At 72.2% G+C, this 25,875-nt stretch carries 29 protein-coding genes and 1 pseudogene; 18 read left to right on the plus strand and 12 right to left on the minus strand.

From position 1 onward, the window contains the following. The first annotated feature begins 122 nt into the window (after positions 1-122). Both sigJ and Dvina_RS14180 read left to right on the plus strand, forming a co-directional pair. Positions 123-968 carry an RNA polymerase sigma factor SigJ gene (gene sigJ / locus Dvina_RS14175; protein WP_223102942.1) on the plus strand — a complete coding sequence of 282 codons (846 nt, stop codon included), beginning with the start codon at positions 123-125 and terminating at the stop codon, positions 966-968. After that, the gene (locus Dvina_RS14180) at positions 958-3,063 is read left to right on the plus strand and encodes an MMPL family transporter (protein WP_223102943.1); all 2,106 of its coding nucleotides are present in this window, start codon (positions 958-960) and stop codon (positions 3,061-3,063) included. The genes sigJ and Dvina_RS14180 overlap by 11 nt, the downstream gene beginning before the upstream one ends. On the opposite strand, the gene Dvina_RS14185 is transcribed toward Dvina_RS14180, so the two are convergent. Continuing rightward, on the minus strand, positions 2,954-3,712 hold the full coding sequence (locus tag Dvina_RS14185) for a class I SAM-dependent methyltransferase (RefSeq protein ID WP_223102944.1): 759 nt from the start codon (positions 3,710-3,712) through the stop codon (positions 2,954-2,956). The genes Dvina_RS14180 and Dvina_RS14185 overlap by 110 nt on opposite strands. A gap of 114 nt (positions 3,713-3,826) precedes the next feature. Between Dvina_RS14185 and Dvina_RS14190 the strand changes: the two genes are divergently transcribed. Continuing rightward, a complete protein-coding gene (locus tag Dvina_RS14190) occupies positions 3,827-4,834 on the plus strand; it encodes a caspase family protein (RefSeq protein ID WP_223102945.1) in 1,008 nt (335 codons plus the stop codon). On the opposite strand, the gene Dvina_RS14195 is transcribed toward Dvina_RS14190, so the two are convergent. Beyond that, entirely contained in the window at positions 4,801-5,508 is a 708-nt protein-coding gene (locus Dvina_RS14195) for a hypothetical protein (RefSeq protein WP_223102946.1), read from the minus strand. The genes Dvina_RS14190 and Dvina_RS14195 overlap by 34 nt on opposite strands. On the opposite strand from Dvina_RS14195, the gene Dvina_RS14200 reads away from it, so the two are divergent. Together Dvina_RS14200 and Dvina_RS14205 are read left to right on the plus strand one after the other, a co-directional pair. Continuing rightward, positions 5,491-5,958, plus strand: a complete 468-nt coding sequence (locus tag Dvina_RS14200) for a hypothetical protein (protein ID WP_223102947.1) — start codon at positions 5,491-5,493, stop codon at positions 5,956-5,958. The two genes, Dvina_RS14195 and Dvina_RS14200, sit on opposite strands and share 18 nt — an antisense overlap. Positions 5,959-6,112: 154 nt before the next feature. Next, the gene (locus Dvina_RS14205; protein ID WP_223102948.1) at positions 6,113-6,463 is read left to right on the plus strand and encodes an MmcQ/YjbR family DNA-binding protein; all 351 of its coding nucleotides are present in this window, start codon (positions 6,113-6,115) and stop codon (positions 6,461-6,463) included. A 36-nt stretch (positions 6,464-6,499) separates the two neighbouring features. Here the strand turns inward: Dvina_RS14205 and Dvina_RS14210 are convergent, their stop codons facing one another. After that, on the minus strand, positions 6,500-7,066 hold the full coding sequence (locus tag Dvina_RS14210) for a P-loop nucleotide/nucleoside kinase family protein (RefSeq protein ID WP_223102949.1): 567 nt from the start codon (positions 7,064-7,066) through the stop codon (positions 6,500-6,502). Between the two features lie 83 nt (positions 7,067-7,149). On the opposite strand from Dvina_RS14210, the gene Dvina_RS14215 reads away from it, so the two are divergent. The 3 genes from Dvina_RS14215 to Dvina_RS14225 all read left to right on the plus strand — a co-directional run bounded on the left by Dvina_RS14215 (position 7,150) and on the right by Dvina_RS14225 (position 8,234). Further along, positions 7,150-7,410 carry a YciI family protein gene (locus Dvina_RS14215; protein ID WP_223102950.1) on the plus strand — a complete coding sequence of 87 codons (261 nt, stop codon included), beginning with the start codon at positions 7,150-7,152 and terminating at the stop codon, positions 7,408-7,410. A gap of 67 nt (positions 7,411-7,477) precedes the next feature. Continuing rightward, a complete protein-coding gene (locus Dvina_RS14220) occupies positions 7,478-7,912 on the plus strand; it encodes an SRPBCC domain-containing protein (RefSeq protein WP_223102951.1) in 435 nt (144 codons plus the stop codon). Further along, positions 7,896-8,234 carry an ArsR/SmtB family transcription factor gene (locus tag Dvina_RS14225; RefSeq protein ID WP_246656207.1) on the plus strand — a complete coding sequence of 113 codons (339 nt, stop codon included), beginning with the start codon at positions 7,896-7,898 and terminating at the stop codon, positions 8,232-8,234. Before Dvina_RS14220 ends, Dvina_RS14225 begins: the two co-directional genes overlap by 17 nt. Before the next feature lie 61 nt (positions 8,235-8,295). Here Dvina_RS14225 and Dvina_RS14230 read toward each other — a convergent pair whose 3' ends face one another. After that, a complete protein-coding gene (locus tag Dvina_RS14230) occupies positions 8,296-9,636 on the minus strand; it encodes an ABC transporter substrate-binding protein (protein WP_223102953.1) in 1,341 nt (446 codons plus the stop codon). 142 nt (positions 9,637-9,778) lie between these two features. Between Dvina_RS14230 and Dvina_RS14235 the strand changes: the two genes are divergently transcribed. The 6 genes from Dvina_RS14235 (at position 9,779) to Dvina_RS14255 (ending at position 14,231) form a co-directional block, all read left to right on the plus strand. After that, positions 9,779-10,921, plus strand: coding sequence for a hypothetical protein (locus tag Dvina_RS14235; RefSeq protein ID WP_223102954.1), 1,143 nt, complete (start codon positions 9,779-9,781; stop codon positions 10,919-10,921). Positions 10,922-10,963: 42 nt separating this feature from the next. Further along, positions 10,964-11,443: a hypothetical protein gene (locus Dvina_RS54195; RefSeq protein ID WP_246656208.1), complete on the plus strand. Its 480-nt coding sequence runs from the start codon at positions 10,964-10,966 to the stop codon at positions 11,441-11,443. Positions 11,444-11,460: 17 nt separating this feature from the next. Further along, the gene (locus tag Dvina_RS54200) at positions 11,461-11,898 is read left to right on the plus strand and encodes a helix-turn-helix transcriptional regulator (protein WP_246656209.1); all 438 of its coding nucleotides are present in this window, start codon (positions 11,461-11,463) and stop codon (positions 11,896-11,898) included. Between the two features lie 9 nt (positions 11,899-11,907). After that, positions 11,908-12,315: a VOC family protein gene (locus Dvina_RS14245; RefSeq protein WP_223102956.1), complete on the plus strand. Its 408-nt coding sequence runs from the start codon at positions 11,908-11,910 to the stop codon at positions 12,313-12,315. A gap of 78 nt (positions 12,316-12,393) precedes the next feature. After that, positions 12,394-12,774, plus strand: a complete 381-nt coding sequence (locus Dvina_RS14250; protein ID WP_223102957.1) for a nuclear transport factor 2 family protein — start codon at positions 12,394-12,396, stop codon at positions 12,772-12,774. Beyond that, positions 12,771-14,231 (plus strand): M1 family metallopeptidase, encoded by a 1,461-nt coding sequence (locus Dvina_RS14255; RefSeq protein WP_223102958.1) that lies wholly within the window; start codon positions 12,771-12,773, stop codon positions 14,229-14,231. The genes Dvina_RS14250 and Dvina_RS14255 overlap by 4 nt, the downstream gene beginning before the upstream one ends. Positions 14,232-14,291: 60 nt before the next feature. Here the strand turns inward: Dvina_RS14255 and Dvina_RS14260 are convergent, their stop codons facing one another. Next, positions 14,292-15,740: an NCS2 family permease gene (locus Dvina_RS14260; protein ID WP_246656210.1), complete on the minus strand. Its 1,449-nt coding sequence runs from the start codon at positions 15,738-15,740 to the stop codon at positions 14,292-14,294. Positions 15,741-15,834: 94 nt separating this feature from the next. Then, positions 15,835-16,137 (minus strand): ArsR/SmtB family transcription factor, encoded by a 303-nt coding sequence (locus tag Dvina_RS14265; protein ID WP_223102960.1) that lies wholly within the window; start codon positions 16,135-16,137, stop codon positions 15,835-15,837. Positions 16,138-16,223: 86 nt separating this feature from the next. Between Dvina_RS14265 and Dvina_RS14270 the strand changes: the two genes are divergently transcribed. Together Dvina_RS14270 and Dvina_RS14275 are read left to right on the plus strand one after the other, a co-directional pair. Next, the gene (locus Dvina_RS14270) at positions 16,224-17,207 is read left to right on the plus strand and encodes an aldo/keto reductase (RefSeq protein WP_223102961.1); all 984 of its coding nucleotides are present in this window, start codon (positions 16,224-16,226) and stop codon (positions 17,205-17,207) included. 38 nt (positions 17,208-17,245) lie between these two features. Then, positions 17,246-17,899 carry a cysteine hydrolase family protein gene (locus Dvina_RS14275; RefSeq protein ID WP_223102962.1) on the plus strand — a complete coding sequence of 218 codons (654 nt, stop codon included), beginning with the start codon at positions 17,246-17,248 and terminating at the stop codon, positions 17,897-17,899. 545 nt (positions 17,900-18,444) lie between these two features. Here Dvina_RS14275 and Dvina_RS55685 read toward each other — a convergent pair. Continuing rightward, positions 18,445-18,694 (minus strand): annotated as a pseudogene (locus Dvina_RS55685) (IS481 family transposase); the annotation flags it as partial. Between the two features lie 608 nt (positions 18,695-19,302). Here Dvina_RS55685 and Dvina_RS14285 point away from each other — a divergent pair. After that, complete coding sequence (locus tag Dvina_RS14285) at positions 19,303-19,578, plus strand: hypothetical protein (protein ID WP_223102964.1); 276 nt, start codon at positions 19,303-19,305, stop codon at positions 19,576-19,578. Positions 19,579-19,907: 329 nt separating this feature from the next. Here the strand turns inward: Dvina_RS14285 and Dvina_RS14290 are convergent, their stop codons facing one another. From Dvina_RS14290 to Dvina_RS14300, 3 genes are all read right to left on the minus strand, one after another. Further along, positions 19,908-21,191 (minus strand): hypothetical protein, encoded by a 1,284-nt coding sequence (locus Dvina_RS14290; RefSeq protein WP_223102965.1) that lies wholly within the window; start codon positions 21,189-21,191, stop codon positions 19,908-19,910. Further along, positions 21,188-21,712 (minus strand): SigE family RNA polymerase sigma factor, encoded by a 525-nt coding sequence (locus tag Dvina_RS14295; protein ID WP_223102966.1) that lies wholly within the window; start codon positions 21,710-21,712, stop codon positions 21,188-21,190. Before Dvina_RS14295 ends, Dvina_RS14290 begins: the two co-directional genes overlap by 4 nt. 84 nt (positions 21,713-21,796) lie before the next feature. Then, the gene (locus tag Dvina_RS14300) at positions 21,797-22,753 is read right to left on the minus strand and encodes an acyltransferase domain-containing protein (RefSeq protein WP_223102967.1); all 957 of its coding nucleotides are present in this window, start codon (positions 22,751-22,753) and stop codon (positions 21,797-21,799) included. 156 nt (positions 22,754-22,909) lie between these two features. Here Dvina_RS14300 and Dvina_RS14305 point away from each other — a divergent pair, with 156 nt between their 5' ends. Continuing rightward, positions 22,910-23,524 carry a hypothetical protein gene (locus Dvina_RS14305; protein WP_223102968.1) on the plus strand — a complete coding sequence of 205 codons (615 nt, stop codon included), beginning with the start codon at positions 22,910-22,912 and terminating at the stop codon, positions 23,522-23,524. Positions 23,525-23,617: 93 nt separating this feature from the next. Here Dvina_RS14305 and Dvina_RS14310 read toward each other — a convergent pair whose 3' ends face one another. Next, positions 23,618-24,319, minus strand: coding sequence for a cutinase family protein (locus tag Dvina_RS14310; RefSeq protein ID WP_223102969.1), 702 nt, complete (start codon positions 24,317-24,319; stop codon positions 23,618-23,620). Positions 24,320-24,417: 98 nt separating this feature from the next. Continuing rightward, positions 24,418-25,779: a cellulose binding domain-containing protein gene (locus Dvina_RS14315; RefSeq protein ID WP_223102970.1), complete on the minus strand. Its 1,362-nt coding sequence runs from the start codon at positions 25,777-25,779 to the stop codon at positions 24,418-24,420. Positions 25,780-25,875: the final 96 nt, after the last annotated feature.

The following is a 25,875-nucleotide window of genomic DNA, read 5'->3' on the forward strand; positions in this document are numbered from 1 at the left end:
GTGCGGCGTGCTCGTGCGTGTGCAGCCGATCCGGGCGTGAGGCCTGTCACACGGCGCGGCTCGGCGTCACACTTCCGGGGCGGCCCGGCTCTCAAGGGGGCAACCGTCACGGGAGGTCACCGATGCCAGACGAGTTCAGCGAACATCGCGAGCTGTTGTTCTCGGTCGTGTACAACATCCTCGGCACCGTCGCCGACACCGAGGACGTGCTGCAGGAGACGTGGCTCGCCTGGACCCGCCGCACCGGCGAGCCGGTGGAGCACCCCCGGGCCTACCTGGTGCGGATGGCGGTCAACCGGGCACTGGGCCAGCGGGCCGCCATCAGCAGGCGTCAGGAGACCTACATCGGCCCGTGGCTGCCGGAGCCGATCGTCGACGCCCCGGACGCCGCCGTGCGGGCCGAGTCGGTGTCCATGGCGCTGCTCGTCGTCCTGGAGACGCTGACGCCGCTGGAGCGGGCCGTGTTCGTGCTGCACGAGGTCTTCGGCTACCCGCACACCGAGATCGCCGAGATCCTCGACCGCACCGCCGCGTCCGTGCGCCAGGTCGCGCACCGGGCCCGGGAGCACGTCCAGGCCCGCCGCCCCCGCTACGAGCCCGACCCGCAGGTGCAGCAGCAGGTGACCGAGCGCTTCCTGGCCGCCGCGCTCGGCGGCGACCTCGACCGGCTGATGGAGATCCTCGCGCCCGACGTCACCCTGTGGGGCGACAGCGGCGGCCAGGGCAACGGCGGCCGGCGCCCGATGCAGGGCGTCGACAAGGTGGCCCGGCTCATCGTCGCCCTGCACACCCGGCCCGGCGACGCCTTGCGGGTCGTGTATCGGCGCACCAACGGCGACCCGTCGGCGCTGCTGCTCCTCGGCGACACGCCCTACGCCGTCGTCGTGCTGGACCTGACGCCCGAGCGGGACCGGGTCGCCGGCATCTACGTCGTCGCCAACACGGAGAAGCTGAGCCATGTGGGCTGAGTTCGTGGCCGGCCGGCGAACGAAGTGGGTCGTCATCGCCGTGTGGGTCCTGCTGCTGATTCCCGCCGCCGTGCTCGCCGGGCGCCTCGGTGCGGCCGAGGAGAACGACAACGCGGCCTGGCTGCCCGCCGGCGCCGAGTCGACGGCCGTCTACGAGCGGGCCGCCCGCTTCCAGCCGGCCGACACGGTGCCCGCGATCGTCGTCTACGACCGGCCCGGCGGCGTGACCGGCGCCGACCTCGCCAAGGCGCGGGCCGACGCCGAGGCGTTCGCCAAACTGCCAGGCGTCGTGGGTACCGCCCAGGGCCCGGTCGAGTCCGAGGACGGCGCGGCGATCCAGACCGTGGTGCAGGTGCACCGGGACAGATCCGGCTGGGAGGGCATCGGCGCGGTCGTCGACGCCATCACCGCGGTCGGGCGGGCCGACGCGGACGGCCTCGGGCTGCACGTCGCGGGCCCGGCCGGCTACGCGTCCGACTCCATCAAGGCGTTCAGCGAGGCCGGGAGCCTGACCACGATCACCGCGCTCGTCGTGGTGGCGATCCTGCTGCTGACGTACAAGAGCCCGCTCCTGCCGCTGCTCCCACTGCTCACCGCCGGGGGCGCGCTGGCCGGGGCGGAGGCGCTGATCTACCTCCTGGCGGAGCACGCCGGGCTCACCGTCAACAAGCAGACGAGCTTCATCCTGGTGGTACTCGTCTTCGGCGCCGCCACCGACTACGCGCTCCTGCTCATCTCCCGCTACCGGGAGGAGTTGGCCCGCCACGACGATCGCCACGTGGCCATGGCGGAGGCGCTGCGGCGCTCGGGCCCGGCGATCGTGGCGAGCGCGGCCACCGTCGCGGTCAGCCTGCTCCTGCTGATGCTCGCGTCGCTCAACTCGACCGCCGGGATGGGCCCGGCCTGCGCGGTCGGGGTCCTCGTCGGCCTCCTGGCCATGCTCACGCTGATGCCGGCGCTGCTCGTTGCGTGCGGCCGCTGGATCTTCTGGCCGTCGCTGCGGGTGCGCGCGGGCGCCTTCTGGTCGCGGACGGGCTCGTCGATCGCCCGCCGCCCGCGCACCGTGTGGATCGCCACCGCGCTCGGCCTGGGCGCGCTGGCCCTGGGGCTGTTCGGGCTGCGGGCCGACGGTCTGTCCAATGTGGACCAGTTCACGGACCGGCCGCAGCTGGCGGTGGGGGAGGAGATCCAGGCCCGGCACTTCCCGGCCGGTGCGGGCGACCCGGTGTACGTCGCCACCGGCGCGGGCACCGCCGAGCGGGTCCGCGCGCTCGTCGCCGCGGTGCCCGGGATCGCCGCCGTCGCCCCGCCGCTTGTCAAGGACGGCGACGCACTCCTGCTCGCCGAGCTGGCCGACCCGCCCGGCAGCACGGCCGCGATGCGCACCGTCGAGCGCGTCCGGGCCGCGGTCGGCGGCGCCGCGCAGGTGGGCGGCTCGAGCGCCGTCACCCTCGACACGCAGGAGGCGGCGGCCCGCGACGCCCGGGTCGTCATCCCGGTCGTCCTGGCCGTGGTCCTGCTCATCCTGGCTCTGCTGCTGCGGGCGGTCGTGGCGCCGCTGCTGCTCATGGCCACCGTCGTGCTGTCGTTCGGCGCCGCGCTCGGGGTCAGCAGCCTGGTGTTCAACCACCTGTTCGGGTTCGCCGGGGCCGAGGCGTCGTTCCCGCTGCTGGTGTTCGTGTTCCTGGTCGCCCTGGGCATCGACTACAACATCTTCCTGGTGACCCGGGTCCGCGAGGAGTCGGGCCGGCACGGCACCCGGGAGGGCGCGCTGCGGGGCCTGGCCGCGACCGGCGGCGTGATCACCTCGGCCGGCCTGGTCCTCGCGGGCACCTTCGCGGCGATGGCCTCGCTGCCGCTGGTGTTCGCAGCCGAGCTCGGCTTCGCGGTGGCGTTCGGGGTGCTGCTCGACACCCTTGTCGTCCGCTCGGTCCTGGTCACCGCGCTCACCCTCGACGTGGGCCGGTGGATGTGGTGGCCCTCGGCTACCGGTCCCGAGGCTTGCGGAACACCAGCAGCTCGTTCGTCTCGTATTGCGGTCCCGCGTCGAGCGCCGGCAGCGCCGCCTCGATCCGGGCGAACCCGGCCGCGATAGTGGCCTCGTCCATGAGCTCGAAGACGGAGACGGCCCGCAGCCGGAGCCGCTCGTAGTCGGCGGCCAGGCTCGCCGCCCGCATCCAGGTCACCCGGTCGCGGGCGGCGAGCGCCCAGCCGCCGCGGGTGAAGTCGCCCTCCACCTCGGCCCGGGTCGGGAACTGGGCCCGGTCGGCCTCCAGCCACCGCGGCACGACCCGGAACCACCACGTGTCGGGCATCCGGTCGGCGCAGTTGACCTGCACGAACAGCGTCCCGCCGGGCCGCACCACCCGCCACAGCTCCCGCACCGCGGCCGCCCGGTCGCGCACGTGGTGCCAGACGAAGAACAGCAGGGCCGCGTCGCAGGCCGCGTCCGGCAGCGGGATCGCCTCGGCCGACCCCTTGGCGTAGGTGACGGCCGGGTGCGCGGGCGCCTGGGCCCGCATCCGGTCCGACGGCTCCACGCCGTGCACGGGCCCGCCGAACGCCCCGGCCAGTGCGGGCGTCAGCCGGCCGGTCCCCGACCCGAGGTCGAGCCAGGCCAGCGGGCGCTCCGGCGGCAGATGCCGGGCGAGCGCCGCCATCCACGTGTCGAGCGCCTCCGGTGCCAGCCGGCGGCCTGTGGAGTACACCTGATGCAGGCGCCTGTCGTACTCGACATTCCCCATGCGGCTCAGCCTAGGCCCCGTCCGGCCGATCGTGTCGAGCCGTCGCAGGCCGGGCACTGATCGGCGGGCGGGCCTGGACCGCGGTCCGTCAGATGAACATGAGGAGGCGGTGGCGTGCGACGAGACCTGCAGGCGGAGCAACCCTGGACGGTGATGCATGGGAGTACGGACGTGAAGCGGGCGCTGCTTGTCGGGATCGACGCCTACCGCAACTTCCCGGCGCTGCGGGGCTGCGTCAACGACGTGCGGGCGGTCGACGAGCTGCTGGCCACCCACGAGGACGGCGCCCCCAACTTCGGCTGCCAGCTGCTCGACGCCCCGGCCGGGGTTAGTGGCGACGAGTTCCGGGCCGCGCTCACCCGCCTGTTCGCGCCCGGCGCCGACGTCGCGCTGCTGTACTTCTCCGGCCACGGCGCGGTGCGCAACAACGACCTGGTGCTGGCCACCACCGACGGCACCGACGTCTTCCCGGGCGTCGCCGTGGCCGAGATCATGGGCATGATCGCGAAGGCCACCGGGCTCCGCGAGGTCGTCATCATCCTCGACTGCTGCTTCTCCGGCGCCGCCGCGGGCGTCCCCCACGTGGCCGGCGACTCGGCGACGCTGCGCCCCGGCCTGTCGATCCTGACCGCGGCCCGCGCCGACCAGCCGGCCGTCGAGACCGGCGACCGCGGCCTGTTCTCGACCCTCTTCTGCGGCGCCCTGGCCGGCGGCGCCGCCGACGTCCGCGGGCGGGTGACGATCAGCGGCCTCTACGCGTACCTCTCCGAGTGCTTCAACGCCTGGCACCAGCGCCCGACCTTCAAGGCGAACATCGACCGCGCCCACGACCTGCGCCGCTGCCTGCCGTCGGTGCCCGACGCCGACCTGCGCCGCCTGCCCGAGCTCTTCCCGACCCCGGAGCACGAACTCCCGCTCGACCCGTCCTACGAGCCGTCCGTCCCGCCGCCGGACGACAAACACCAAGCCGATTTCGCAGTACTCCAACGGGCCCGCTCAGCCAAGCTCGTCGAACCGGTCGGCACGCCCCACCTCTACTTCGCCGCCATCGAGAGCCTCAGCTGCCGCCTGACCCCGCTCGGGCGCCACTACCGGCTCATGGCTGAACAACGACTGCTGTGAATGCCACGGCCGCCCACCCCGCGAGCCATGCCCCCGACCCCGGCGCGAGCCACGCCGCTTGTCCCGGCGCGAGCCACGCCGCTTGTCCCGGCGCGAGCCACGTCGCTTGTCACAACGCGGTTCACGATTTTGTTAACGTCGCAGGTCACGACCTCGGTCTCGCCGCCGGCCACGTCGCTTGTCACAGCGCGGGTCACGGCCTCGGCCACGTTGCCGGTTGCCGCCTTAACCCCGCCGCGGGTCACGTCCTCGGTGACGGCACAGGTCAGGGCGTCGGTCTCGCCGCCGATCAAGCCGTTGGCGGCGCCGCCGGGCATGCTGTCGGCGACGCGGCGGGCATCGCAGCCGGCCCCGCGGCGGGCGACGCAGCCTGCCCTGCGGCGGGCATCGCAGCCTGCCCTGCGGCGGGCATCGCAGCCTGCCCTGCGGCGGGCATCGCAGCCTGCCCTGCGGCGGGCGACGCAGCCGGGCTTGCAGCGGGCGACGCAGCCGGCCCTGAAGCGGACGACGCGGTCGGCCCTGGGGTCGGTCGTGCGGTCGGCCCTGGGGTCGGTCGTGTGATCGGTCATGCGGTCGACGGCGCGGCTGGTCACGCCCCCGAACAGCCGGAGGACGGTGGCGCCGCTGCGCCGCCTGACCGCCCCGCCATGACCGTCGTGGGCATCACCGGACACCAGAACATCCCTGCCACTGCGATCGCCTTCGTCCGCAGCCGCATCCGGGCCGTCCTCGAGGCACAGGAGCCCCCACCGGCCGGCGTCGGCTCCCTGGCCGTCGGGGCCGACCAGCTCTTCGCCACGATCATCGGCGAGCTAGGCGCCCCCTTCCACGCCGTGGTGCCGTGCGCCGGCTACGAGTCCACCCTGAGCCCGCCCGACGCGCTGCGCTACCACGAACTGCTGGCCGCCGCCGCCTCGACCGAGCAACTGCCCTTCCCCACCCCGTCCGAGGAGGCGTTCATGGCCGCCGGCATCCGTGTCGTCGAACGCTGCTCGCTGTTGATCGCGGTATGGGACGGCCGTCCCGCCGGCGGCCTCGGCGGCACCGCCGACGTCGTCCACCACGCCCAGACCCTGGGCCGCCCGGTCCACGTCATCTGGCCCGCCGGAGTCAGGCGGGGTTGAGCGTCTCTGAGCAGGGGCCACCGGGAACAGCGGCCCGATCCGTCAGGGCAGTCTGCGTCGTCTTCGTCATGCCACAAGGGTGCGGCCCGCGCCCGCGGCCGCACCACGGCCATCGGTAGGACCAGTACCCCGACTTTGGTCTACCGTGTGCCTCATGGCCGACGCCGATGATGTGCGCCGCCTCGCACTGGCCCTCCCGCACGTGGCCGAGATCGACAGCGAGGGCTTCGATTTTCGCGTGGGCAACAAGGGATTCGTCTGGTCGTACCCCGACCGTAACCCGTCCGGGAAGCGCGTCATCCGCACGGACGTCGCCGTGTTGTACGTCGGCGACGAGGCCGAGAAGCAGGCGCTACTGCTGGGCGAGCCGGACAAGTTCTTCACGACCCCCGCGTACGACGGCCTGCCGTACGTCATGCTCCGCCTGCCCGCGGTGGACGCGGAGCGACTGGCCGAGCTCGTGGCGGACGCCTGGGACATGCGAGCCCCCGACGGCCTGAAGTGAGCGCTCGATCCCGGGCGCGCCCGGGTCGGATGAGGGTCAGTGCCGGATGATCGGCGGGGCGGTCACGAACGCGGCGATCTCGTCGAGGGTGGGGCGGTAGTCGGCGGTGGTGTCGACCTCCAGCTGTGGCACGTCGAGCCGGACGCGGTCGAACCCGTTGTGGGTGCTCGCGTGGGCCTCGCTGTCGCTGCGGGAGGAGTCCCCGTGGGCGCGGCGGATCGGGTCGTCCTCGCGGCGCTTGCGGATGCGGGCCCGGGCCGTCTCGGCGGTGACCCGGCAGTGGACGACGCGGATGGTGGCCAGGTCGGCCAGCGGTTGCAGGTGCGGGCGCCAGACGCGGTCCTGGAAGGCGGCCTCCGCGACAGTGGTGACGCCGGCGCGCAGGAGGAGCTCCAGGACCTGGAAGAACACCGGCAGGGTCCGCATGGTCAGCGGGTCGCTCGGGCCGGCCACGAACTCGCCGGCCGCGTGGACCATGCCCTCCTTGATCTCGTCGCGGCAGATGGCCGGGCAGCCGATCCGGCGGGCCAGCCGGTGGGCGAGCGTGGTCTTGCCGGCGCCCGGCGGGCCGCTGACGACGATGAGGGTCGGTTGCTGCACCATGCCGTTATAGACCGGCGGCCGCCTGCGGCGCGCGGGTCGTGGGGGGACAGCGCGGATCGGTGCGGGCGGCATAGCGTTCGGGTATGTGGATTTTGGAGCTGGCGTTCTCGCCCACGGACGAGCGGCTGGCGGCTCGCCCCGCGCACCGGGAGCGGCTCGCGGCGCTGCGGGAGGCCGGCACGGTCTACCTCGCCGGGCCGCTCGCCGACGACTCCGGGGCGGTCATCGTGTTCGACGTGGGTGACCGGGCGGCCGTCGACGAGGCCATCGCGCAGGACCCGTACTACCGGACGCCCGGGGTGCGGGTCAGCGGGGTCCGGGAGTGGCGCCCGCTGTGGAGTTGACGCAACCGATTGGTTGCAATAGCGTCTGTGGCAACTTCAAGGTTGCTATCTGTGCTGGAGGTTTGTCGTGGGGTTTCCGGACCGGATCGAGCGGACTGTCGAGCTGGCGCACTCGCCGGCCAAGGTTTGGGCGGCCCTGACCACTGCCGAAGGGCTCGGCACGTGGTTCGGGAACGGGGCCAGCGTCGATCTGCGGGAGGGCGGGCAGGCCCGGCTCACGTGGGACAGCGGAGACCAGGCCACGCTGTACATCGAGCGGGTCGACGAGCCCTCGCTGTTCGCGTTCACGTGGCGGATCAACGGGCTGGGCGACGAGGACCCGCGGCGCACGTACGTCGAGTTCTCGCTCGAGGCGGCCGGGGACGGGACGCGGCTGCGGATGGTCGAGTCCGGCTTCGCGCAACTGCCCGGCGATGAGTACCGTAAGGCGTTCGAAAGCAACACCGGAGGCTGGAAGCACGAGTTGGGTGAACTGGTCGAATACCTTGCCGCAGCAGCCTGACGTCGAGGCGATCGCCGAGCAGGTCTTCGTCGCCCTGGCCGACCCGTCGCGGCGCGGCATTCTGGCCGCGCTCGCGCAAGGGGGGCCAGCCACGGCGACGGACCTGGCCGATCGGCTGCCCATCACGCGGCAGGCGATCGCCAAGCACCTCGGGCTGCTCGCCGAGGCCGGGCTGGTGACGGCCGAGCCCGGGGAGCGGCGGCGGGTGCGCTACCGGCTCAGCTCCGCCCCGATGCGCGTCGCCCAGCAGTTCCTCGCCGCGCTCGCCCGCGACTGGGACGGCCGCCTCGACGCCCTCTCCGAGCACCTCAAGCAGAGCTGAGGCGCCCGCTCCGAGCGGAAGCCGAAGCGCCTGCTCCAAGGCAAAGCCCAGACGAGCGCAGCTAGCCCGCCAGCGACTCCGACGTGCCGACCTTGCGCGCCGCCAGGGCCTTCACGATCGCCGCCGTCTCGTCGTAGCCGAGGATCAGCACCCCGTTCGGCGCGGTCTGGCGGACCCGGGCCGCGACGGTGCCGAAGTCCTCGGTCGCCGTCGGGTACGTGATCAGGTCCACGGACCCGTCGGTCATGCCGGCCGTGAGCAGGTCGGCCTTGACGTTCTTCTGCAGGCCCAGGCCGTAGGCGTCCTCGCGGGCCACGATCGTCACCCGGTGCGGGCCGTTGCGCATGATCACGTCGGCCAGGGCGCGGGCCTGGAGGGTGTCCGGCGGTGCGGTGCGGAAGAACAGGCCGTTGTCCGGGACCGAGGTGAGCTCGTCCGAGGTCGAGGACGGCGAGATCAGGATGCGCCCGGCCGCGGCGATCTTCGGGATCATCGCCTTCGTCACGCTCGACGAGGACGCGCCGATGACGACCTGGACGCCGAGGCCGATGAAGCGCTCCAGCGTGGCCGTGGCGACCTTCTCGTCGGTACCGTCATCGCCGTCGACCCACTCGACGGGCTGGTCGATCACGCCGCCGGCCGCGTTGAGCTCGGCCACCGCCAGGCGCGCGCCCGCGAACCGGGGTGCGCTGCGAAACGCCAGCCGGCCCGTGTGCGGCATCAGCCCGCCGACCTTCAGCGGCACGATCTTCTTCTTCGCGTTGCCGGTCGGGTACGCGGTGTACGCCGGCGGTGCCACCTGGGACGCGGCCGCGGAGTCGCCCGCACCGACGTACTCGGTCAGGTTGTCGTTGATCGTGTTGCCCCGGCCGAAGTGCAGCGTGCCGTACGAGGCCGACGACGGGTCGCCGGCGTCGGTGAAGCCGCTGCGGCGCATCGACACCCCGCGGTAGGCGAAGTCCTTGCCCGCCCGGGCCAGGGCCAGGCAGTCGGCCGCGCTGCCGCACACGGTGCCGGAGTTCGAGACGCCGACCATGTACTTCGCGATCGCCGGCGCGTCAGTGGAGCGCGCGGACTCGGCGGCCAGCCCGGCGAGCATCACCGCGTCGTACGCCTCGGCCGCGTAGCCGTAGTCGGCCAGGCTCGGATCGACCCCGCGGAGGCGCTCCTTGAACGACTCCGGCATGTCCAGCAGCGGCGCCGTGCCGATCATCCCGGACAGGACGGCGGGCGCACCGGCGAGCTTGTCCTTGAGCGAGTTGGACATGTTGGCGTCGGACCCGTACAGGTGCACGACGAGCGGCTGCCCGTCGTCGTTCCCGTCGGCCGGCGTCGTACCGCACCCGGCGGTGATGGCCGCCACACTTACCAGCGCGACGAGCATCGATGCCTTACGTCCCACGAACCCTGCCTCCCCGTGAACGACCCCGAGGACCGTAAGCGGCGGCGCCCGGATACGCCCAGTACGCGACCCGGAGTTTGAGCAAAACTTGCGACATCCCATGGAACGGGATGGAACGCACCCTCTGCGTCACGTTGCGTAGATGGGGGAGCCGGTCACCGTGGACACCGCAGAGCCTCCGGCGGCGCTGGAACGGGCCCGGCGCCTCGTGTCCGGGCTCGAGCTGCTCATCGCGGACGGGCTGCCGAGCGGGTGGGACGCCCGCGCCGTGGAGCGGGCGGCCGCCGAGATGCGCTCGCTGGCGCTGCGGGCCCGCCAGGCCCTCGGGCCGCCCGGGGACGGCGACGCCGAGCGCGAAGCCCTGCGGGTCCGCGTGGACGTCGGCGAGGCGGCCGTCGGCCTGCTCGTCGGGGAGTGGCGGGTGCGGGCGCGACCACTGGCAGTACACCATCAGCTGCTCGTGCTGTTGGAAGGGGTGGCCGACTGGGCGGAGGAGACCGTCGGGGCCGGCGAGTGGCCGCTCGAGGAGCCGCGGCTGCCCAAGACGCGGGAGGCGGTGCAGCGACTGCGGCACTTCGCGGGGACCGACCCGGGCGAGGACTCCGCCGCCGCCTGGGCGGTGCAGCGCGCGGCCGAGGAGATGTTCGAGCGGGCCGGGGCCAAGCTCGACGCCGCATTCAACGCGATGCTCGACGCCGCCGACGCCCGGCCGGTGCCGCTCGACCAGCCGGACCTGGACCGGCCGCGGCATCTGGCGGCGGCGGCCCGGTACACCTTCGAGGGCACCCGGTTCCTGGAGGCCAACGTGGCCCGGTGCGAGGCGCTCCACACGCGGTGGCAGGCCGAGGCGGCGGCGATCAAGGCCGCGCGGCGGGAGCTCTACGACCGGCTCGCCGCGTCGGCCGCGCAGGCCTGGCCGGCGATCGTCGCGAAGCACGCTCCGGGGCCGTTCTCCACCGAACCGGGCGCGATGGTGCTGCTGGAGCGCGTGCACAACCGCGCCGGCTGGGAGTACGCCGGAGACGAGCACCCCTTCGTCGTGCAGCACGACGGCGTGGTGCTGGCCGCGGACTACGCGCCGCACGTGCTGGCGGCCCTGGAACACGCCTGGTTCGGGCTGCAGCTCGACGTCGGCGACCGCATCCCGTGGTCTTTGGTCGCCGTGGTGCTGGGCCCGGGGACGGTCGGCGCCCGGACGATGCGGGCCGGGCGGGCGCAGTGGCCGCCGGTCCCGTGCGTGCGGCTGCGGATCGTCGCCCTGCACGCCGGGCCGGTCGTGGCATGAATCGGGGATTTCCCGCGCGGCCGGAGCGGCCAGGCTTGGCGCATGGCGTACGCATACCAGCCCCAGCAGGCGTGGAACCCCTACCCGGTCCGCTCGACGGCCCCGATCTCGCTGCACGTCGTGGCGATGTTCCAGTACCTGGGTGGGGTGCTCTTCCTCGGCGCGGCCGCCCTCATGGCCCTCGCGGCGGCGAAGGTCGGCCCGTCCTGGCAGCTGCCGGCCGGCAACGAGGTGTTCAACGCCCGCACCGTCACCACTGCCGCGTACGTCATGGCCGGCACCGTCGCCCTGATCGGGCTGATCGCGCTCATCCTCGGCCGCAAGCTGCAGAACGGCCGCAACTGGGTCCGCATCCTGCTCACGCTGCTCAACGGGCTGAGCATCGCCGGCGGCGTCTACCAGGGGTACATCAGCGGCGCGCCCTACGCCACGACGTTGATCTCGGTCGCGTTCCCGCTGCTGTTCGTGATCCTGCTGAACACGCGGGCCGCGCGCGGCTGGTGCCACTACCGCACCTACTGACCTGGCATTGTGGAGGGGTGAACGCCTCGACCGACCCCCGGCTGCGCGAACTGCGGCTGCTGCGGCGCGTGCGCGACCGCATCGACCGCGACTACGCGCAGCCGCTCGACGTCCAGGCGCTCGCCAACGGCGTCCACCTGTCGTCCGGCCACCTGAGCCGGGCGTTCAAGGCCGCGTACGGCGAGTCACCGTACAGCTACCTCATGACCCGCCGCATCGAGCGCGCCATGACCCTCCTGCGCCGCGGCGACCTGTCCGTCACCGAGGTCTGCTTCGCCGTCGGCTGCTCCTCGCTCGGCACGTTCAGCACCCGCTTCTCCGAGCTCGTCGGCATGTCCCCGAGCACCTACCGCCGCCGCGCGGCCGAGGACGCCCGCGGCATCCCGCACTGCGTCGCCAAACAGATCATGCGACCGATCAGGAATCGAGAAGTGGCGCCGGAGCAGTCCGTCTAAGTTTGTCGCATGGGTGTATTCATTCAGAGCACGCTGCTGCCGGCCGACGACCCCGAGGCGTCCCTGGCCTTCTACCGCGACGCCCTGGGCTTCGAGGTCCGCCTGGACGTCGGGCGGGGCACCATGCGCTGGATCACGCTCGGCCCGAAGGACCAGCCGCAGACCTCGATCGTGCTGTACCCGCCGGCCATCGAGCCCGGCCTCACCGACGACGAGCGCCGCACGATCTTCGAACTGATGGCCAAGGGCAGCTACGCCACCATCATCCTGAGCACCGAGGACCTGGCCGGCACCTTCGAACGGGTCCAGGCCACGGGGGCCGACGTCGTCCAGGAGCCCGCCGACCAGGACTACGGCGTGCGCGACTGCGCGTTCCGGGACCCGGCGGGCAACCTCGTCCGCATCAACCAGCTCTGAGCCGGCGCCGGACTCTTCGGACATTCCCGGCGCCGTGCGGGACCGCCCGGTGGGCGTGGCCGGGATAGACTGGAAAAAGTGACGCTTTCGCATCAGGAGATCTTTCAGCGGTACATGTTCACCGGAGCGGTTTCCCGCAACGCCGAAGGGCAGGCGGCGCTGTTCACGCCGGACGGCGTGTACGAGGCGCCCCTGGAGCACCTCCGGCTGGCCGGCCGGGACGCGCTCGCGAGCGGGTTCGCCGAGCTGCACCGGCGGATGCCCGCGCCCGACGGGGCGTTGAACGCGAGCGCTTCGCAGAACACCTTCCACGACACCGGCGACCCCGACGTGTTCATCGTCGAGCTCGACGCCGTCTTCGACCGCGCCGACCGGACGCAGCACACCGTGTCGCTCGTGCAGATCTTCCGGGTCCAGGACGGCCTGATCCGGCACCTGCGGGACTACTACACCCCATGAAGAAGGTCCTCGTTGCCGCCGCCGTCTGCGTCGTGCTGGCCGGATGCTCGAACGAGCCGACGAAGCCCGCGCCCGCGCCGTCGCCAAGCGCCTCGGCCGCCGGCGGGGCCGGTACCGGTGCGCCCGCCGGCGGGCAGTTCAGCGCCGGCCGGTCGACGCCCGTCGCCGATCCGGTGTACCCCCAGTACGGCAACCCCCAGCTCGACGTCCTGCACTACGGGCTCGAGCTGGCCTGGAAGCCCGACACCAGGACGCTCACCGGCACGGCCACCCTGGACCTGCGGGCGGCCGATGATCTGCGCGAGGTGCGCCTGGACTTCTCCGGCGCGTACCAGATCGACGGCCTGACGCTCGGGGGAGCGACGGTCACCGGGAGCGTCGCGGGCTCGAAGCTGACCGTCGCCGCCGCCCTGCACCGCGACGAGCAGCAGGCGCTCGTCGTCAAGTACCACGGCACACCGGCGACCGTCGCCATGCCCTCGCACCGGGCCGACGTCGAGCCGCTCGGGCTCACCGTCACCGGCGACGGTGCACTGTGGACGATGCAGGAGCCGTTCGGCGCGAGCACCTGGTATCCGGCCAACGACCAGCCGTCGGACAAGGCGCTCTACGACATCGCCGTAACCGTCCCGGACGGCTGGACGGCGATCGCCGGTGGCACGCCGAAAGGGCACGACGGCAACGTGTTCAAGTACGCGTCGACGGTACCGGTGGCGACGTACCTGACGACGCTCGCCGTCGGCAGATACACGCAGGAGACGCTGGCGGGCCCCGGCGGGGTGCCGCTGACGGTGTGGTACCGCCCCGGCGCCGACGACAAGGCCCTGCCCTACCTGCGCAAGTCCCCGCAGTACGTCGACTGGCTCGCCGCGCGCTTCGGCCCGTATCCGTTCGACAGCGGCGGTGTGGTCATGGTGCCGTCGGAGTCCGGCATGGAGACCCAGCAGATGATCACGATGGGCCTGCCCGACTACGGCAGCGACGCGAACTTCACGTCCGGGTTCGACGCCGACCTGCTCCACGAGTACGCCCACCAGTGGTTCGGCGACGCGGTGACGACCTCGAACTGGAACGACCTCTGGCTCAACGAGGGCTGGGCCGAGTACGCGCAGTTCCTGTACGAGTACGAGCGCGACCACCAGACGATGGACTCCTGGGAGGCCTGGGCCCGCACCACCGACGCCGGCCTCCGCAAGCGTCTCGGGCCGCCGGGCAAGCCCCGGGCGGACAGCTTCGCCGAGAGCAACGTGTACATCTGCCCGGCCCTGATGCTCCATCAGATCCACAAGAAGCTCGGCGACGCCGCGTTCTTCGCGCTGGCCAAGGACTGGGTGCAGCAGCAGCGCGGCACCGCCCAGGACCGGGCGGCGTTCATCGCGTTCGTCAACAAGCACACGGGCCAGGACTTCACCCAGCTCATCAACGCCTGGCTCGACTCGCCCACGACACCGAAGTGACGCGCGCCGCCCGGGGGACCGCCGCCGCCTTGGACGAGCGGACCCCCGGGCGCCGTCGCGCTAGAACACGGACTCGATCGGCCCGCGCAGGAAGTAGATCAGGAACAGCACGGCCACCCCGTAGAGCAGCGGGTGTACCTCACGCGCCTTGCCACCCACCAGCTTCACCACCACGTAGGAGATGATCCCGGCGCCGATGCCGTTGGAGATCGAGTACGTGAACGGCATGATCACGATGGTCAGGAACGCCGGCAGCGCGATGTCGTAGTCGGCCCAGTCGATGGTCCGCACGGCGGTCATCATCAGGAACCCGACGACCACCAGGGCCACCGACGCCGCCTCGAACGGCACCACCGTCACCAGCGGCGCGAAGAACATCGCCAGCAGGAACAGCACCCCGGTGACCAGGCTCGCGATGCCGGTCCGGGCCCCTTCGGCCACGCCCGACGCGCTCTCGATGTAGCTGGTGTTGCTCGACGTGCTGGCCGCGCCGCCGGCCGCCGCCGCGAGCGAGTCGACCAGGAGGATCTCCCGGGTCTTGGGCGGCATGTTGTTCTCGTCGAGCATGTCGCCTTCCTGCGCCACCGCCACCATCGTGCCCATGGTGTCGAAGAAGTCGGTGATGAGCAGCGTGAAGACGAACATCAGCGGCACCAGTACCCCGGCCGCCTGCCACGAGTGCAGCACGTTGAAGTGCCCGAGCAGGGAGAAGTCGGGCTTGTCGACGACCTTGTCCGGCAGGGTGGGCACGTTGAGGCTCCACCCCTTCGGGTTCGGCTTGCCGTCGACGAACGAGGGCCCGACCTTGGCGACGGCCTCGATGATGATGGCGAGCACCGTCGACGCCAGGATGCCGATCAGGATCGCCCCGCGGACCTTCCGCACGACGAGCACCACGGTGAGCAGCAGCCCGATGCCGAAGGCCAGCGCGGGCCAGCTGACCAGCTTGCCGCCGATCCCCAGCCCGACGGGCACGGTGGTGTTGGCCGCGTCGGGCACCCGCCGCACGAACCCGGAGTCCACGAACCCGATGAGCGCCAGGAACAGCCCGATGCCGACGCCGATGGCCGTCTTCAACTGGGTGGGTACCGCCCGGAAGACCGCGGTCCGCAGACCCGTCAACACCAGGACGGTGATGAGCACGCCCTCGATGACCACGAGCCCCATGGCGTCGGCCCAGGTCATCTGCGGTGCGATCTCGAACGCCACGAGCGCGTTGACCCCGAGCCCGGCGGCCAGGGCGAGCGGGAACCGGGCCACGACCCCCATGAGGATCGTCATGACACCGGCGACGAGCGCAGTGCCGGAGGCGAGCGCGGTGATCGCGAGCTTCGCCCCGTCCTTGTCGACGCCGCTTCCCAGGATCAGGGGGTTGAGCACGACGATGTACGCCATCGTGAAGAACGTCGCGAGGCCGCCCCGGACCTCGCGGCTCACCGTCGACCCGCGCGCGGTGATCTCGAAGAACCGATCGAAGCGGCTCTGCTGGGCGACGGTGGCGTCGGCCATGAAACCTCCTGGTAGACCGATGTTTGACCGGCATGATCCCATCTCGATCACTACCGCTGAAGACCTGCCGTGAAACGATCTGGTAAACCGCGGTTCAGTCCTCGCCGCCCGGTGTGATTCCCGGCACGGGCCACCGCTGCACGATCGCCCGCAGCGGCTCGAAGTCGACGTGGTGAAACTTGTACCGCCCGCTGCGCTCGGCCCGCACGAACCCGGCCTCGGCCAGGATGTCGAGGTGCTGCGAGATGGCCTGCCGCGAGGAGGCGATCCCGTGCCGGTTGGCCAGCCGGGCGCAGATCTCGAACAGCGTCTGTCCGTCGCGCTCGGCCAGCTCGTCGAGGATCGTCCGCCGGGTCGGGTCGGCGAGCGCGGCGAAGACATCCGTCACGCCGTCCATGATAGGCAAGCTGGAACTTGCCCATCGCCGGGTCCGGTGGGGGACTAACGTCGGTCGGGGTACCGCCGCAATGAGAGGACCGACACATGGACAAGCGCACGTTGGGCAACGGCCTGGAGGTCTCGGCGCTCGGCCTGGGATGCATGGGGATCAGCCACGGGCTCGGGCCGGCGGCCGACCGGGCCGACGGGATCGCGGTCATCCGGGCCGCGGTCGAGGCCGGGGTCACGTTCTTCGACACGGCGGAGGCGTACGGCCCCTACGTCAACGAGGAGGTCGTCGGCGAGGCGCTCGCGCCGTTGCGCGACGAGGTGGTCATCGCGACCAAGTTCGGCTTCTCCTTCGACGAGGACCGCCAGAGCGGGGTGGACAGCCGCCCCGAGCACATCCGCGAGGTCGCCGACGCGCAGCTGCGGCGGCTCGGCGTGGAGACGATCGACCTGCTCTACCAGCACCGCGTCGACCCGGACGTGCCGATCGAGGACGTGGCCGGCACGGTGAAGGAGCTCATCGAGGCCGGCAAGGTGCGCCACTTCGGCATGTCCGAAGCCGGCGTGGAGATGATCCGCCGCGCGCATGCGGTGCAGCCGGTGACGGCCCTGCAGAGTGAGTACTCCCTGTGGTGGCGCGAGCCCGAGGCGCAGATCCTGCCCACCCTGCAGGAGCTCGGCATCGGCTTCGTCCCGTTCAGCCCGCTCGGCCGCGGCTTCCTAACCGGCAAGATCGACTCCACCGTCTCCTTCGGCGCCAACGACATCCGGGCCACCCTGCCCCGCTTCAGCCCCGAGGCCCGCCAGGCCAACCAGGCCCTGGTCGACCTGATCGGCGCGGTCGCCACCCGCCGCGGCGCCACGGCGGGCCAGGTCGCCCTGGCCTGGCTGCTCGCCCAGCACCCGTGGATCGTTCCCATCCCCGGCACCCGCAACGTGACCCGGCTCACCGAGAACGTCGCCGCCGCGGCGCTGGAGCTGACCGCCGACGACCTGAGCGAGCTCGACGAGGCCGCCCGGCGCATCGCCATCCAGGGCGAGCGCTACCCGGAGCAGATGCAACGGTTGATCAACCGCTGACACCGGGCGGACACCGGGGGCGGGACAGAATCGGGGGCATGAGTGTGGAACCAGCCGCCCTGGCCGCCGACCCCTGGACCCGCCCCGAATGGGACCGGGCCGCGCTGCTCACCATCGACACCCAGGTCGACTTCGTCGAGGGCGGCGCGAGCCCGATCCCGGGCACGGCGGCCGTGGTGCCCACGATCGCCCGCCTCCTCGAGGCGTTCCGCGCCGCCGAGCGCCCGATCATCCACGTGATCCGCCTCTACTCCGGCGACGACATCGACCTCCCGCGCCGCACCCTGCTCGCATCCGGCGCGCCGGTGGTCCGCCCCGGCAGCCCCGGCTCCCAGCTGGCCCCGCCGCTACGGCCGCCCGGCGCCCCGGAGCTGGACGCCGGCAAGTTGCTGGCCGGCGAGTTCCAGCCGCTCGGCCCGGCGGAGTGGGCGATGTGGAAGCCCCGCTGGGGCGCGTTCCACCGCACGGGCCTCGACGGCTTCCTGCGCGGGCTGGGCGTGTCGACGGTCGTGGTGGCCGGGTGCAACTTCCCCAACTGCCCCCGGGCCGCGGTGCTCGGTGCGAGCGAGCGCGACTACCGGGTGGTCGTGGCCGCAGACGCCATCTCGGGGGTCGACGGACGCCACCTGGAGGAGGCGGCCCGGCTGGGCGCACTCCACGCACCGGCGGAGGTGATCGCGGCGTCGATCTGAAGCATCGCCAGCTCCTGCACCTCCAGAGCACGATCCTGCGACGGCTCAGCGGGCACCGCGACGACCTGTCCCACAAACACACGCCGCACACCGCACCGATCGAGGCGTCCAGCGGCCGCGAGCGCTGCCCAGTCGGATGCATGGTGGTGGTCGGTCGTCGCCGCGTGGTCGAGACGCTCTCCGGCTCGTCCGCTTCGACGTTCACGCGGGCGCAGGGATGCGGGCCTCGTCGTCTGCCTCGCGGGCTGTCTTAGGTGTGCTGTCCAGGGACGTAGGTCAACCTGGTGACGGATGGTAAGCCACCGGTTGCGGTGTGGGGTTGGTCTTCTTCGGGGTGATGCCGAGGTCGGTGCAGGCGTCGCGCCAGGCGTGGGACTTGCAGGCGGAGCCGTTGTCGGTCAGGAACCCGGTCGACGGTGACACCGCGGGCGGCGAACCGGGCGATCGCGTTGCAGAGGCCAGCGATCGCCGTCACGGCTTTCTCGCGCGTTGGTAGTCCTTGCCCCGCCGGCCGGTCCGTTTCGTGGTGGCTTCGCCGGTGCGGTCGCCTTGGCCGCGGCCGAGGAAGCGCCAGCCACCACCGTCGGGGATGTTGCCGTACTCCGTCACATCGACGTGCAGCATCGCCCGGGGCCGGTCGTGTTCGTAACGGCGGACCGGCTCACCGGTGGTCCGGTACGGATGCGACAGCCGGTTGAGCCGGCAGCGCACCAGCACCGCGTGCACGGTCGAGGCCGGCATCCCGGGCCGGCCACCGAGCTGCGCCGGGCCCGGACGGCGCCGACGCCGCAGCCGCGCGATCACGACGACCGCCGTCCGTGGGGTCAAAGCAGCATTCCTAGACAGCTCCGCTCCACGACCGGAGGCCTTCACCTGTCCACAAGATCAGACCGACGCATCACGCAATCTCGACCAACCTCCCTGGACAGCACACCTCGGCCGTTTGTCATAAGTGCCGTCGAGACGGCGGAGCCAGGCGTCGATCACGCTGATGGTGGTGGTTGCTTCGTAGAGGACAGCGAGCTTCTCGTACCGGGTGGCCACGGCGTGGCGGCGTTTGTCGCTCTCCGGATGGCAGGCGGGTGGCCGCCCGCCGTGTGAGCCACGGTTGCGGCGGTGGGCGGCCTGGTCGGCCCTGTCGCCACGTTGCCCGCCGGTCAGTACGGACGCGAGGACCCTACGGCCCTGTTCGCAGGCAGATGCAGCTTGGTGGCCCAGCCGCCGCCAGCGCGGCTCATTGTGTGATCGTCGGGTCCGTCACCCGACGGCTCTGTCTGCGCGTCCGGCCGTTTCCGGGTGCCGGCGGCGTGCTGGTGCGCCCGGGCGGTGTATCGAATGCATGGACGCATTCGATACACCGCGAACCCGCTGCCCAATGTATCGCTGTACGAGATGATCGAGACGTGGCTGACGGCGACTGGCGCTTGATGGGCCAGCACACATGGCTTGCCGGAAGGCCGTTGCGCCGGCGTCAATGGACGCCCCACCGTCCCGGCTGGGGCCATGACCACTGCGCGTTCTGCCACGCGGAGATCGCCGCTGTCGAAACCGAGCATGCGTCCCTCACCTCCGGCTACGTCACCGCCGACGACGGATACACCTGGATCTGCCAACCCTGCTTTGACGACTTCAAAGACAAGTTCAACTGGCAGGTTCCACCCGACGACGACCAGCCGTAGCCCAGTCACAGCCCCTGAACGGCGAGGCGGACGGGCCGGAGGCCATCTCGCCCCTGCCGGTCACCGACGTGACCGAGCGATTGCCACGGCAATGACCGGGCCGGCGCCGGACACGCCGGTCAGTGTCTCCGGCCGCGGCGAGAGCGTGTTCGAACCCGGGGGCATCGGAAACGGTCGCCAGCCACACCACCCGCGGCTATGCGGCGCCCTCGACGGCGGACATACGGACCCAGGCCATGTTGCAGAAGTGGGTGGCGACACCCGGGCCGGGACGCGGGCTCGTGGGCTGTCGGCGGTGGTGCTCGGGCACTCGGCGGGCGCGGGTGGCATCAGCACTTCCACAGGACCAGGTCGTAGGGGCCCAGGGGGTCGTCGATGGAGGGTGGTGGCGGGGGTGTGAGGGTGCCGAAGGCGGTGGTGCCGTCGGCGGAGATGCCGCTGTCGATCAGCCAGGCGCGGGACGGGTCGAGGATCGGTAGGGGGGTTACCGTGCCGGCGCGCCAGGTTGCCGGGGTGCCGTGGTACATGTCGCTCACGCCGAGCATGACGCCGGTGGTGCTGACGGCGGTCGGGGAGAAGGTGCCCAGCTCGTCGAAGTCGCCGGTGTCGAGGTTCCAGCGGACGTAGGCCTGCGGCGTGGAGAACCTCATGCCGTCCACGTCGGGCGGTATCGACGGGCGGGGGCTCTGGAGGTTGCCGGCAACGCCGATCGCCCATCGGCCGGCCATCGCTGTCGCGCCGGCGGCCTCCTCGGTCAGCTCGCGGGGCATGGGCAGGAGGCGGCCGGTGTGGCCGGCGTTCCAGAGGTACGGCAGGGGGACGCTGAAGACGTCGCCGGTGCGCCGGGCCGTGCCGAGGATGACGCCGTCGTCGCGGATGGCCACGGCGGACTCCGGGGTCAGGTCCTTGGTGCCGGTCGGCAGGAGCTCGTAGCCGCCGCCGGCCGGCCACAGGATGGCCAGGGTCGTGTTCGTGGGCAGGGTGGAGCCGCTGATCCGGCCGACGACGTCGCCGTTGGTGTTGATGGCCAGGGCGGCGCTGGAGGTCGCGCCGACGGGGCGGGGGAGCAGTGTCACCTTGCCGTCGCGGAACACGGCGGCCTGGCCGCGGCCGTCGGCGTCGGGCGCCTTGCCGGCGACCACGGCCCGGCTGTTGACGGCGGCGGCCGAGAACTGCTTCGCGGCGGCGGGCTGGCTGGGCTTGCCGTCGGTCCACAGGAGCAGGCCGGAGGTGTTCGCGCCCGAGGTGTAGGTGCCGGCGATGTAGCGGCCCGACGGGTCGATCGCCCGGGCGGTGCGCTGGGCCGCGGTCAGGCCGGCCGGTGCCGGGAGGGGTTCGGCAGTGCAGTGCAGTGGCGGGCCGGTCGGCGACGGCGCCCGGGTGGACCCCGACGGGGACGGGTGGGCCGGCAGCGGCGCGGCGCCGGGGTGCGGGAGCGCGACAGCGACGCCCAGGACGACGAGTGCGGTGCCGATGCCGGCCGCCGCGGCCAGCCGGATGCGCCGGCCGCGGACCTGCCGGCGGGCGGTGGCCAGCACCTCCTCGGCGAGGACGCGTGGGGGCGGGACGTCGTCGTGGGCGGCGTACGAGCGCAGCTTCCCCTCGGCGTTCACAGTGACCTCCCCGGCTGCGCCTCGGCCCCGGCCGGCAGCGACTCGAACGCGTCACGGAGCGTGCGCAGCGCCGCCGCGGTGTGGCTCTTCACCGTGTTCTCGGACCGGCCCAGGGTCGCGGCCACGTCGGCGATCGACATGTCGCACAGGAAGCGCAGCACGACGACGATCCGCTGCCGCTCCGGCAGGCGGCGCAGGCACTGGCGGATGGCCAGCCGCTCGTCGACCAGGCCGCCGGCCTCGTCGACGGGGCGGTCGGGCGGCTCGGCCCGCAGCAGGACGCGGGCCCAGGGGCGGCGCTGGTCGGCCAGGCAGGCCCGCACGACCATCGTGTGCACGTAGGCGTCGAGGTTGTCGACCTGGCCTCGCCCCGACCACCGCTTGTACAGGGTGGTCAGCGCGTTCTGCACCGCGTCCTGGGCCCGGTGCTCGTCGCCGAGGACGAGGTACGCGACCCGGTGCAGCCGGGGCAGCCGCAGCCGGACGTACTCGACGTACTCGCGCTCGTCGTCGACCTGCACCCGGGCTCCCTTCCGTGGGCCGGCGGCCGCGACGTGCACGGCGGGCCCTTCACACCGGTAGATGCACGCAGGTGCCGGAAAGGGTCAGTGGTCGCCGAACGGGAATCGGCCGGTGCGCCAGTGCCAGTGGCGGCCGGCCTTCCAGTGCTCGATGACGGCCCGCTGCAGGAGGGTGCGGCGGGGCAGGTCGTCGAGCGGGGTGGTCAGGTCGCGGAAGACGAAGCGGCGCACCTCCAGGTCCGGGTCCAGACCCTCGGCCGGCACGTACGGCTCGTCGAGCGTGAAGCGGTCCTGGAAGCGCACGATGTTGGAGTCCGGCGGGAGGTACTCCCGCAGCTGCGGGTCCAGCAGCCAGGAGCCGCACGAGAACGCGGTGTAGGGCTCGTGCGGGAAGTGGGCCGGGAAGAACGCGCGGGCCGCGTCCAGGGACGCGTCGATCAGGTCCGGCGCCAGGGGGCCGGCGTCGGCGATGTGCAGGCCGATCGCGGTGCCGCCGCGCTGGTGCTGCAGCCGGCCCAGCTCGTAGATGCCGCCGCGGAAGTGCAGGGTCAGCCACGCCTGCATGACCGGCCAGCCCTGGCCCCGCATCCGCCGGTCGACGCCCAGGTTGCGGCCCAGGTCGGCCAGGGTCGCCCAGGTGACCTCGGCGCCGATGCCATGGCTGCGGTGGTACTGCGTGACGACGTCGACGAGCGCCAGGAAGGTGTAGACGTACAGGTGCCGCCAGGCCGGGCCGCGGTCGCGGTCGAGCTCCGGGCCGGGGGGCAGCCACTCGTGCCCGCCCAGGTCGGCCCGCACCAGCGCGGTGGAGCGGTCCAGCAGCCAGCGCAGCTCGGGCGTCCACAGTGGAGAGCCGGGCTCGGGCCAGGCCGCCAGGATCTCGGCGGCGTCGGCCGCGGGCACCTGCAACCGGTCCAGGATCGCGGGCGCGTCCGACCGGGGCGGCAGCGGAGCCGACGGGTGGTCGCCGGCGAGCTCCTGGACGCGGGCGACGTGCTCCGGACGTACACCCAGCGCGGCAGTGATCTTTTCCAGGTCCACGCAGAGAGCCTATCGGGCCCGCCGGTTGCGCGGATCAGTGTCGGTCTCGCGACATCATCGCTGGTGAACGGCCTGGCGGCGGGCCGCGTGTCCCTCATTGTCCGGCGGCGGTAGGAGCCGCGGGGGAGCCCCGATCAAGGGGAGGGGAGACACATCATGGGCATCATCAAGGGCATCGCGGTCCTGGCCGCCGGAGCGGTCGCGGGCGCGGCCGTGTTCGCAGGCGTGCAGACCTTCAGCGGCGGGGCGGCGACTCCGGACTTCGACAAGGTCGGCGACTACACCTCGACGGCCAAGAACGTGGTCAGGTTCAAGCTGGCCCCGAGCAACGACCAGCTCGCCAAGTGCATGCCGAAGGTGAAGGTCGAGGTGGCCGTCGCGCTGCTGACCGACGCCAAGGGCTTCGACGTGATGGACGTCAAGGTGACAAACGCGGTGCCCGACACCTCGTTCACCGTCTTCCTGCTCGAGGTGCCGGCGAGCCCGTTCGGCGCCGCGGAGTACATCGGCGACGTGAACACCGACAAGAAGGGCAACGGCACCGCCGAGCTCAAGCTCATCGTGGAGGAGGCGTTCTCCTCGACGATCGTCGGCAAGGACCGCGTGCGCAAGGAGCTCAACCACGTCGGCATGTGGTTCGCCGACCCGGCCGGCGACGACTTCTGCCTGGGCAAGGGGGCCGGCCCGGTGACCCCGTTCGACGGCGACAACGAGGCCGGCATCCAGGCGTTCAACTCGGCGCCGTCGCTGCCGAAGGCGCCGCTGCCGTAGGCCGCACCGTGGCCGCCGCCGGGCCCGTCCCGGCGGCGGCCACAGTCATGCTCGCGATCGGCGCCGTGCTGGTGAGGAGTCGCCGTCGGCGGGTCAGGCGGTGAGGCGCTGCACCGCGAAGTCGGCGGCCTGCTGGATCGAGCCGTTGGTGACGTAGCGCAGGTGGGCCGCGAAGTCGTTGCCGTTGCCGCACACCGGGTCGCCGATGTTGCAGAACTCCTTGGCCTTCGGGCCGAAGACGGCGCTGCGCCCGGCGATCGTCTGGCGGCCGATGCCGAGCGGGTTGCCGAAGACGACGACGGCGGCGACCCGGTCGTCGAGGGCGGCCGGGATGGCGTTGCCGCGGGTGCGGCCGACCTGGATGCCGATGGCGATGTCGGTGACCGTGGCGCCCTGCGAGTAGCCGCCGAGGACGAACCGGGTGCCCGGGCAGCCGGCCGCGGTCGCGGCGACGTGGCCGCTCATCTCGGTGGCGCCCGGGCCGGCCGCGGCCTGCGAGGCGTCGGCGGCGTAGTCGACGGCGTGGGAGACGACGGTCCGGCCGGCCAGGCCGGCGCCGATGGCCCGGACCAGCGGGGTGCCGACGATGCCGAGGCCGGGCCGCTCGCCGGTGCCGCGGGCGAAGACGACCTCGACGTCGGCGCATCCGGCCGCCGCGCTTGCCGACCCGCCGCCGCGGTGCCACGGGAAGAACGTCGATGCCGATGCGAACGGCGCGCTCAGCGCGCCGGCGGTGAGGATCGCGGCGGTCGTCACGACGACGGCCGCGATCCTCCTTCGCTTGTGCTTGGTCATGCGCCCCAGCCTCACGCGGCCGGGATCGATCGCCCACTGATCAGGGACAATCTTAAGGCGGGCCTCACGCCGGCCAAAGATTGTGCACTAACCATGCATTATCGAGCAGAACAGCTCACGCCGGTGACCGCCAGGCCGGGTCCGTTGAAGACCAACCCCCAGCTGGTACTACCATTCGCCGCAATTGTCCCGTTGTACGAGGCATTCGTGGCGGTGACGCCCGACCCCGACACCGTCACCGCCGCGTTCCACGAGCTGGCGATCGTGACCCCGCTGGGCAGCGTGAACCTCACCGTCCAGCCGGTCGTCGGCGCGGTGCCGGTGTTCGTCACCTTGACCTCGCCCTGCCCGCCGCCGCTCCACGAGCCCGTCGCGGTGACGGCGGCCGTGCAGCCACCGGACGGCGCGGGGGAGGAGGACGCCGACCGCGAGGCCGACGGGGATGTCGACGCGGAGCGGGAGGCCGAGACCGAGACCGAGGGCGAGCCCGGGGCCGACGGCGAGGTCGAGGTCGAGGTGGTGGTGTAGGTGGCCTGGGTGTACGCCGCGCTGCACTGCGAGGAGCAGGCCGCCGGGAGCGAGAACGAGTACTCGCGGCCGCCGAACAGCAGCGCGTCGGAGGCGTCGCGGACCCGGATGCGGAAGTCGGTCCCGCCGGACGTGAGGCCGCCGATGATGAACGACTGGCCCATGTCGCTGTTCATGGGCGCGGCCGTCCAGGCGCCGTTGGCGAAGTACTCGACGCCGTGCACGCCGTTGGGCAGCTTCGACACCGCGATCGCGGGCCAGTAGCGCTGGGCCCCGCTCAGGAAGCCGATCTTGATGTCGCCCGAGTAGGTCGGCGCCGGAATGAACTGCCAGGACACGTGGCGGTTGTTCCAGTGGTTCGGGTACAGGTCGGTCATCGGGGCGCCGTTTTTCACGAACTTGTTCAGCGAGTCCTTCGACAGGTCCAGGTGGTACTTGTCGTCGCGGCACCACGCGTTGGAGTCGCCGCAGCTGTCGGCCACGATCATGTCGAGGGTGCCGCCGTTGTACGCGTCCGCGGTGAACGCCCCGTTGCGGCAGAACGGCTGGCCGAGCGCGCCGTCGTTGGTCCCGGTGCAGTAGTCGCTGATGCTGACCCGGACCCAGCGGCCGCAGTTGTGGCCGTTGTTCCAGATGCCCATCTTGTCGGCGTCGGCTGAGGAGAGCGGCCGCGGGTAGAAGGTGCCGCTGCCCGGGGTGTCGAAGACGTTGAGCGCGACGAAGTTCTGCGTCTCCAGCTCCGCCTGCGGCAGGCCGCAGCCGCCGTAAGGTGCCCCGAGCCCGTCGAAGTACGTCGCGTTGCCCGTGACCGGGGCCGTGGGCTCCGGCACCGTGGCCCGCGCCGAGGGCTGCAGGGCCAGCACGATCAGGGCGGCGCCGAGCGCGGCGATGGCCGGGATGGCCAGCCGGGTCCACCAGATTCCACGATGCATGATGGCAACGTCGGCGGCGGCCGCCCGGAGCGTCAACCATCGACGCCCCGGGACGGCCGCGACCTGCGGAGTCCCGCGAAACTTGCAAGCGCGGGG

Source organism: Dactylosporangium vinaceum (genome assembly GCF_019904175.1).
GTDB classification, from domain to species: Bacteria; Actinomycetota; Actinomycetes; order Mycobacteriales; family Micromonosporaceae; genus Dactylosporangium; species Dactylosporangium vinaceum.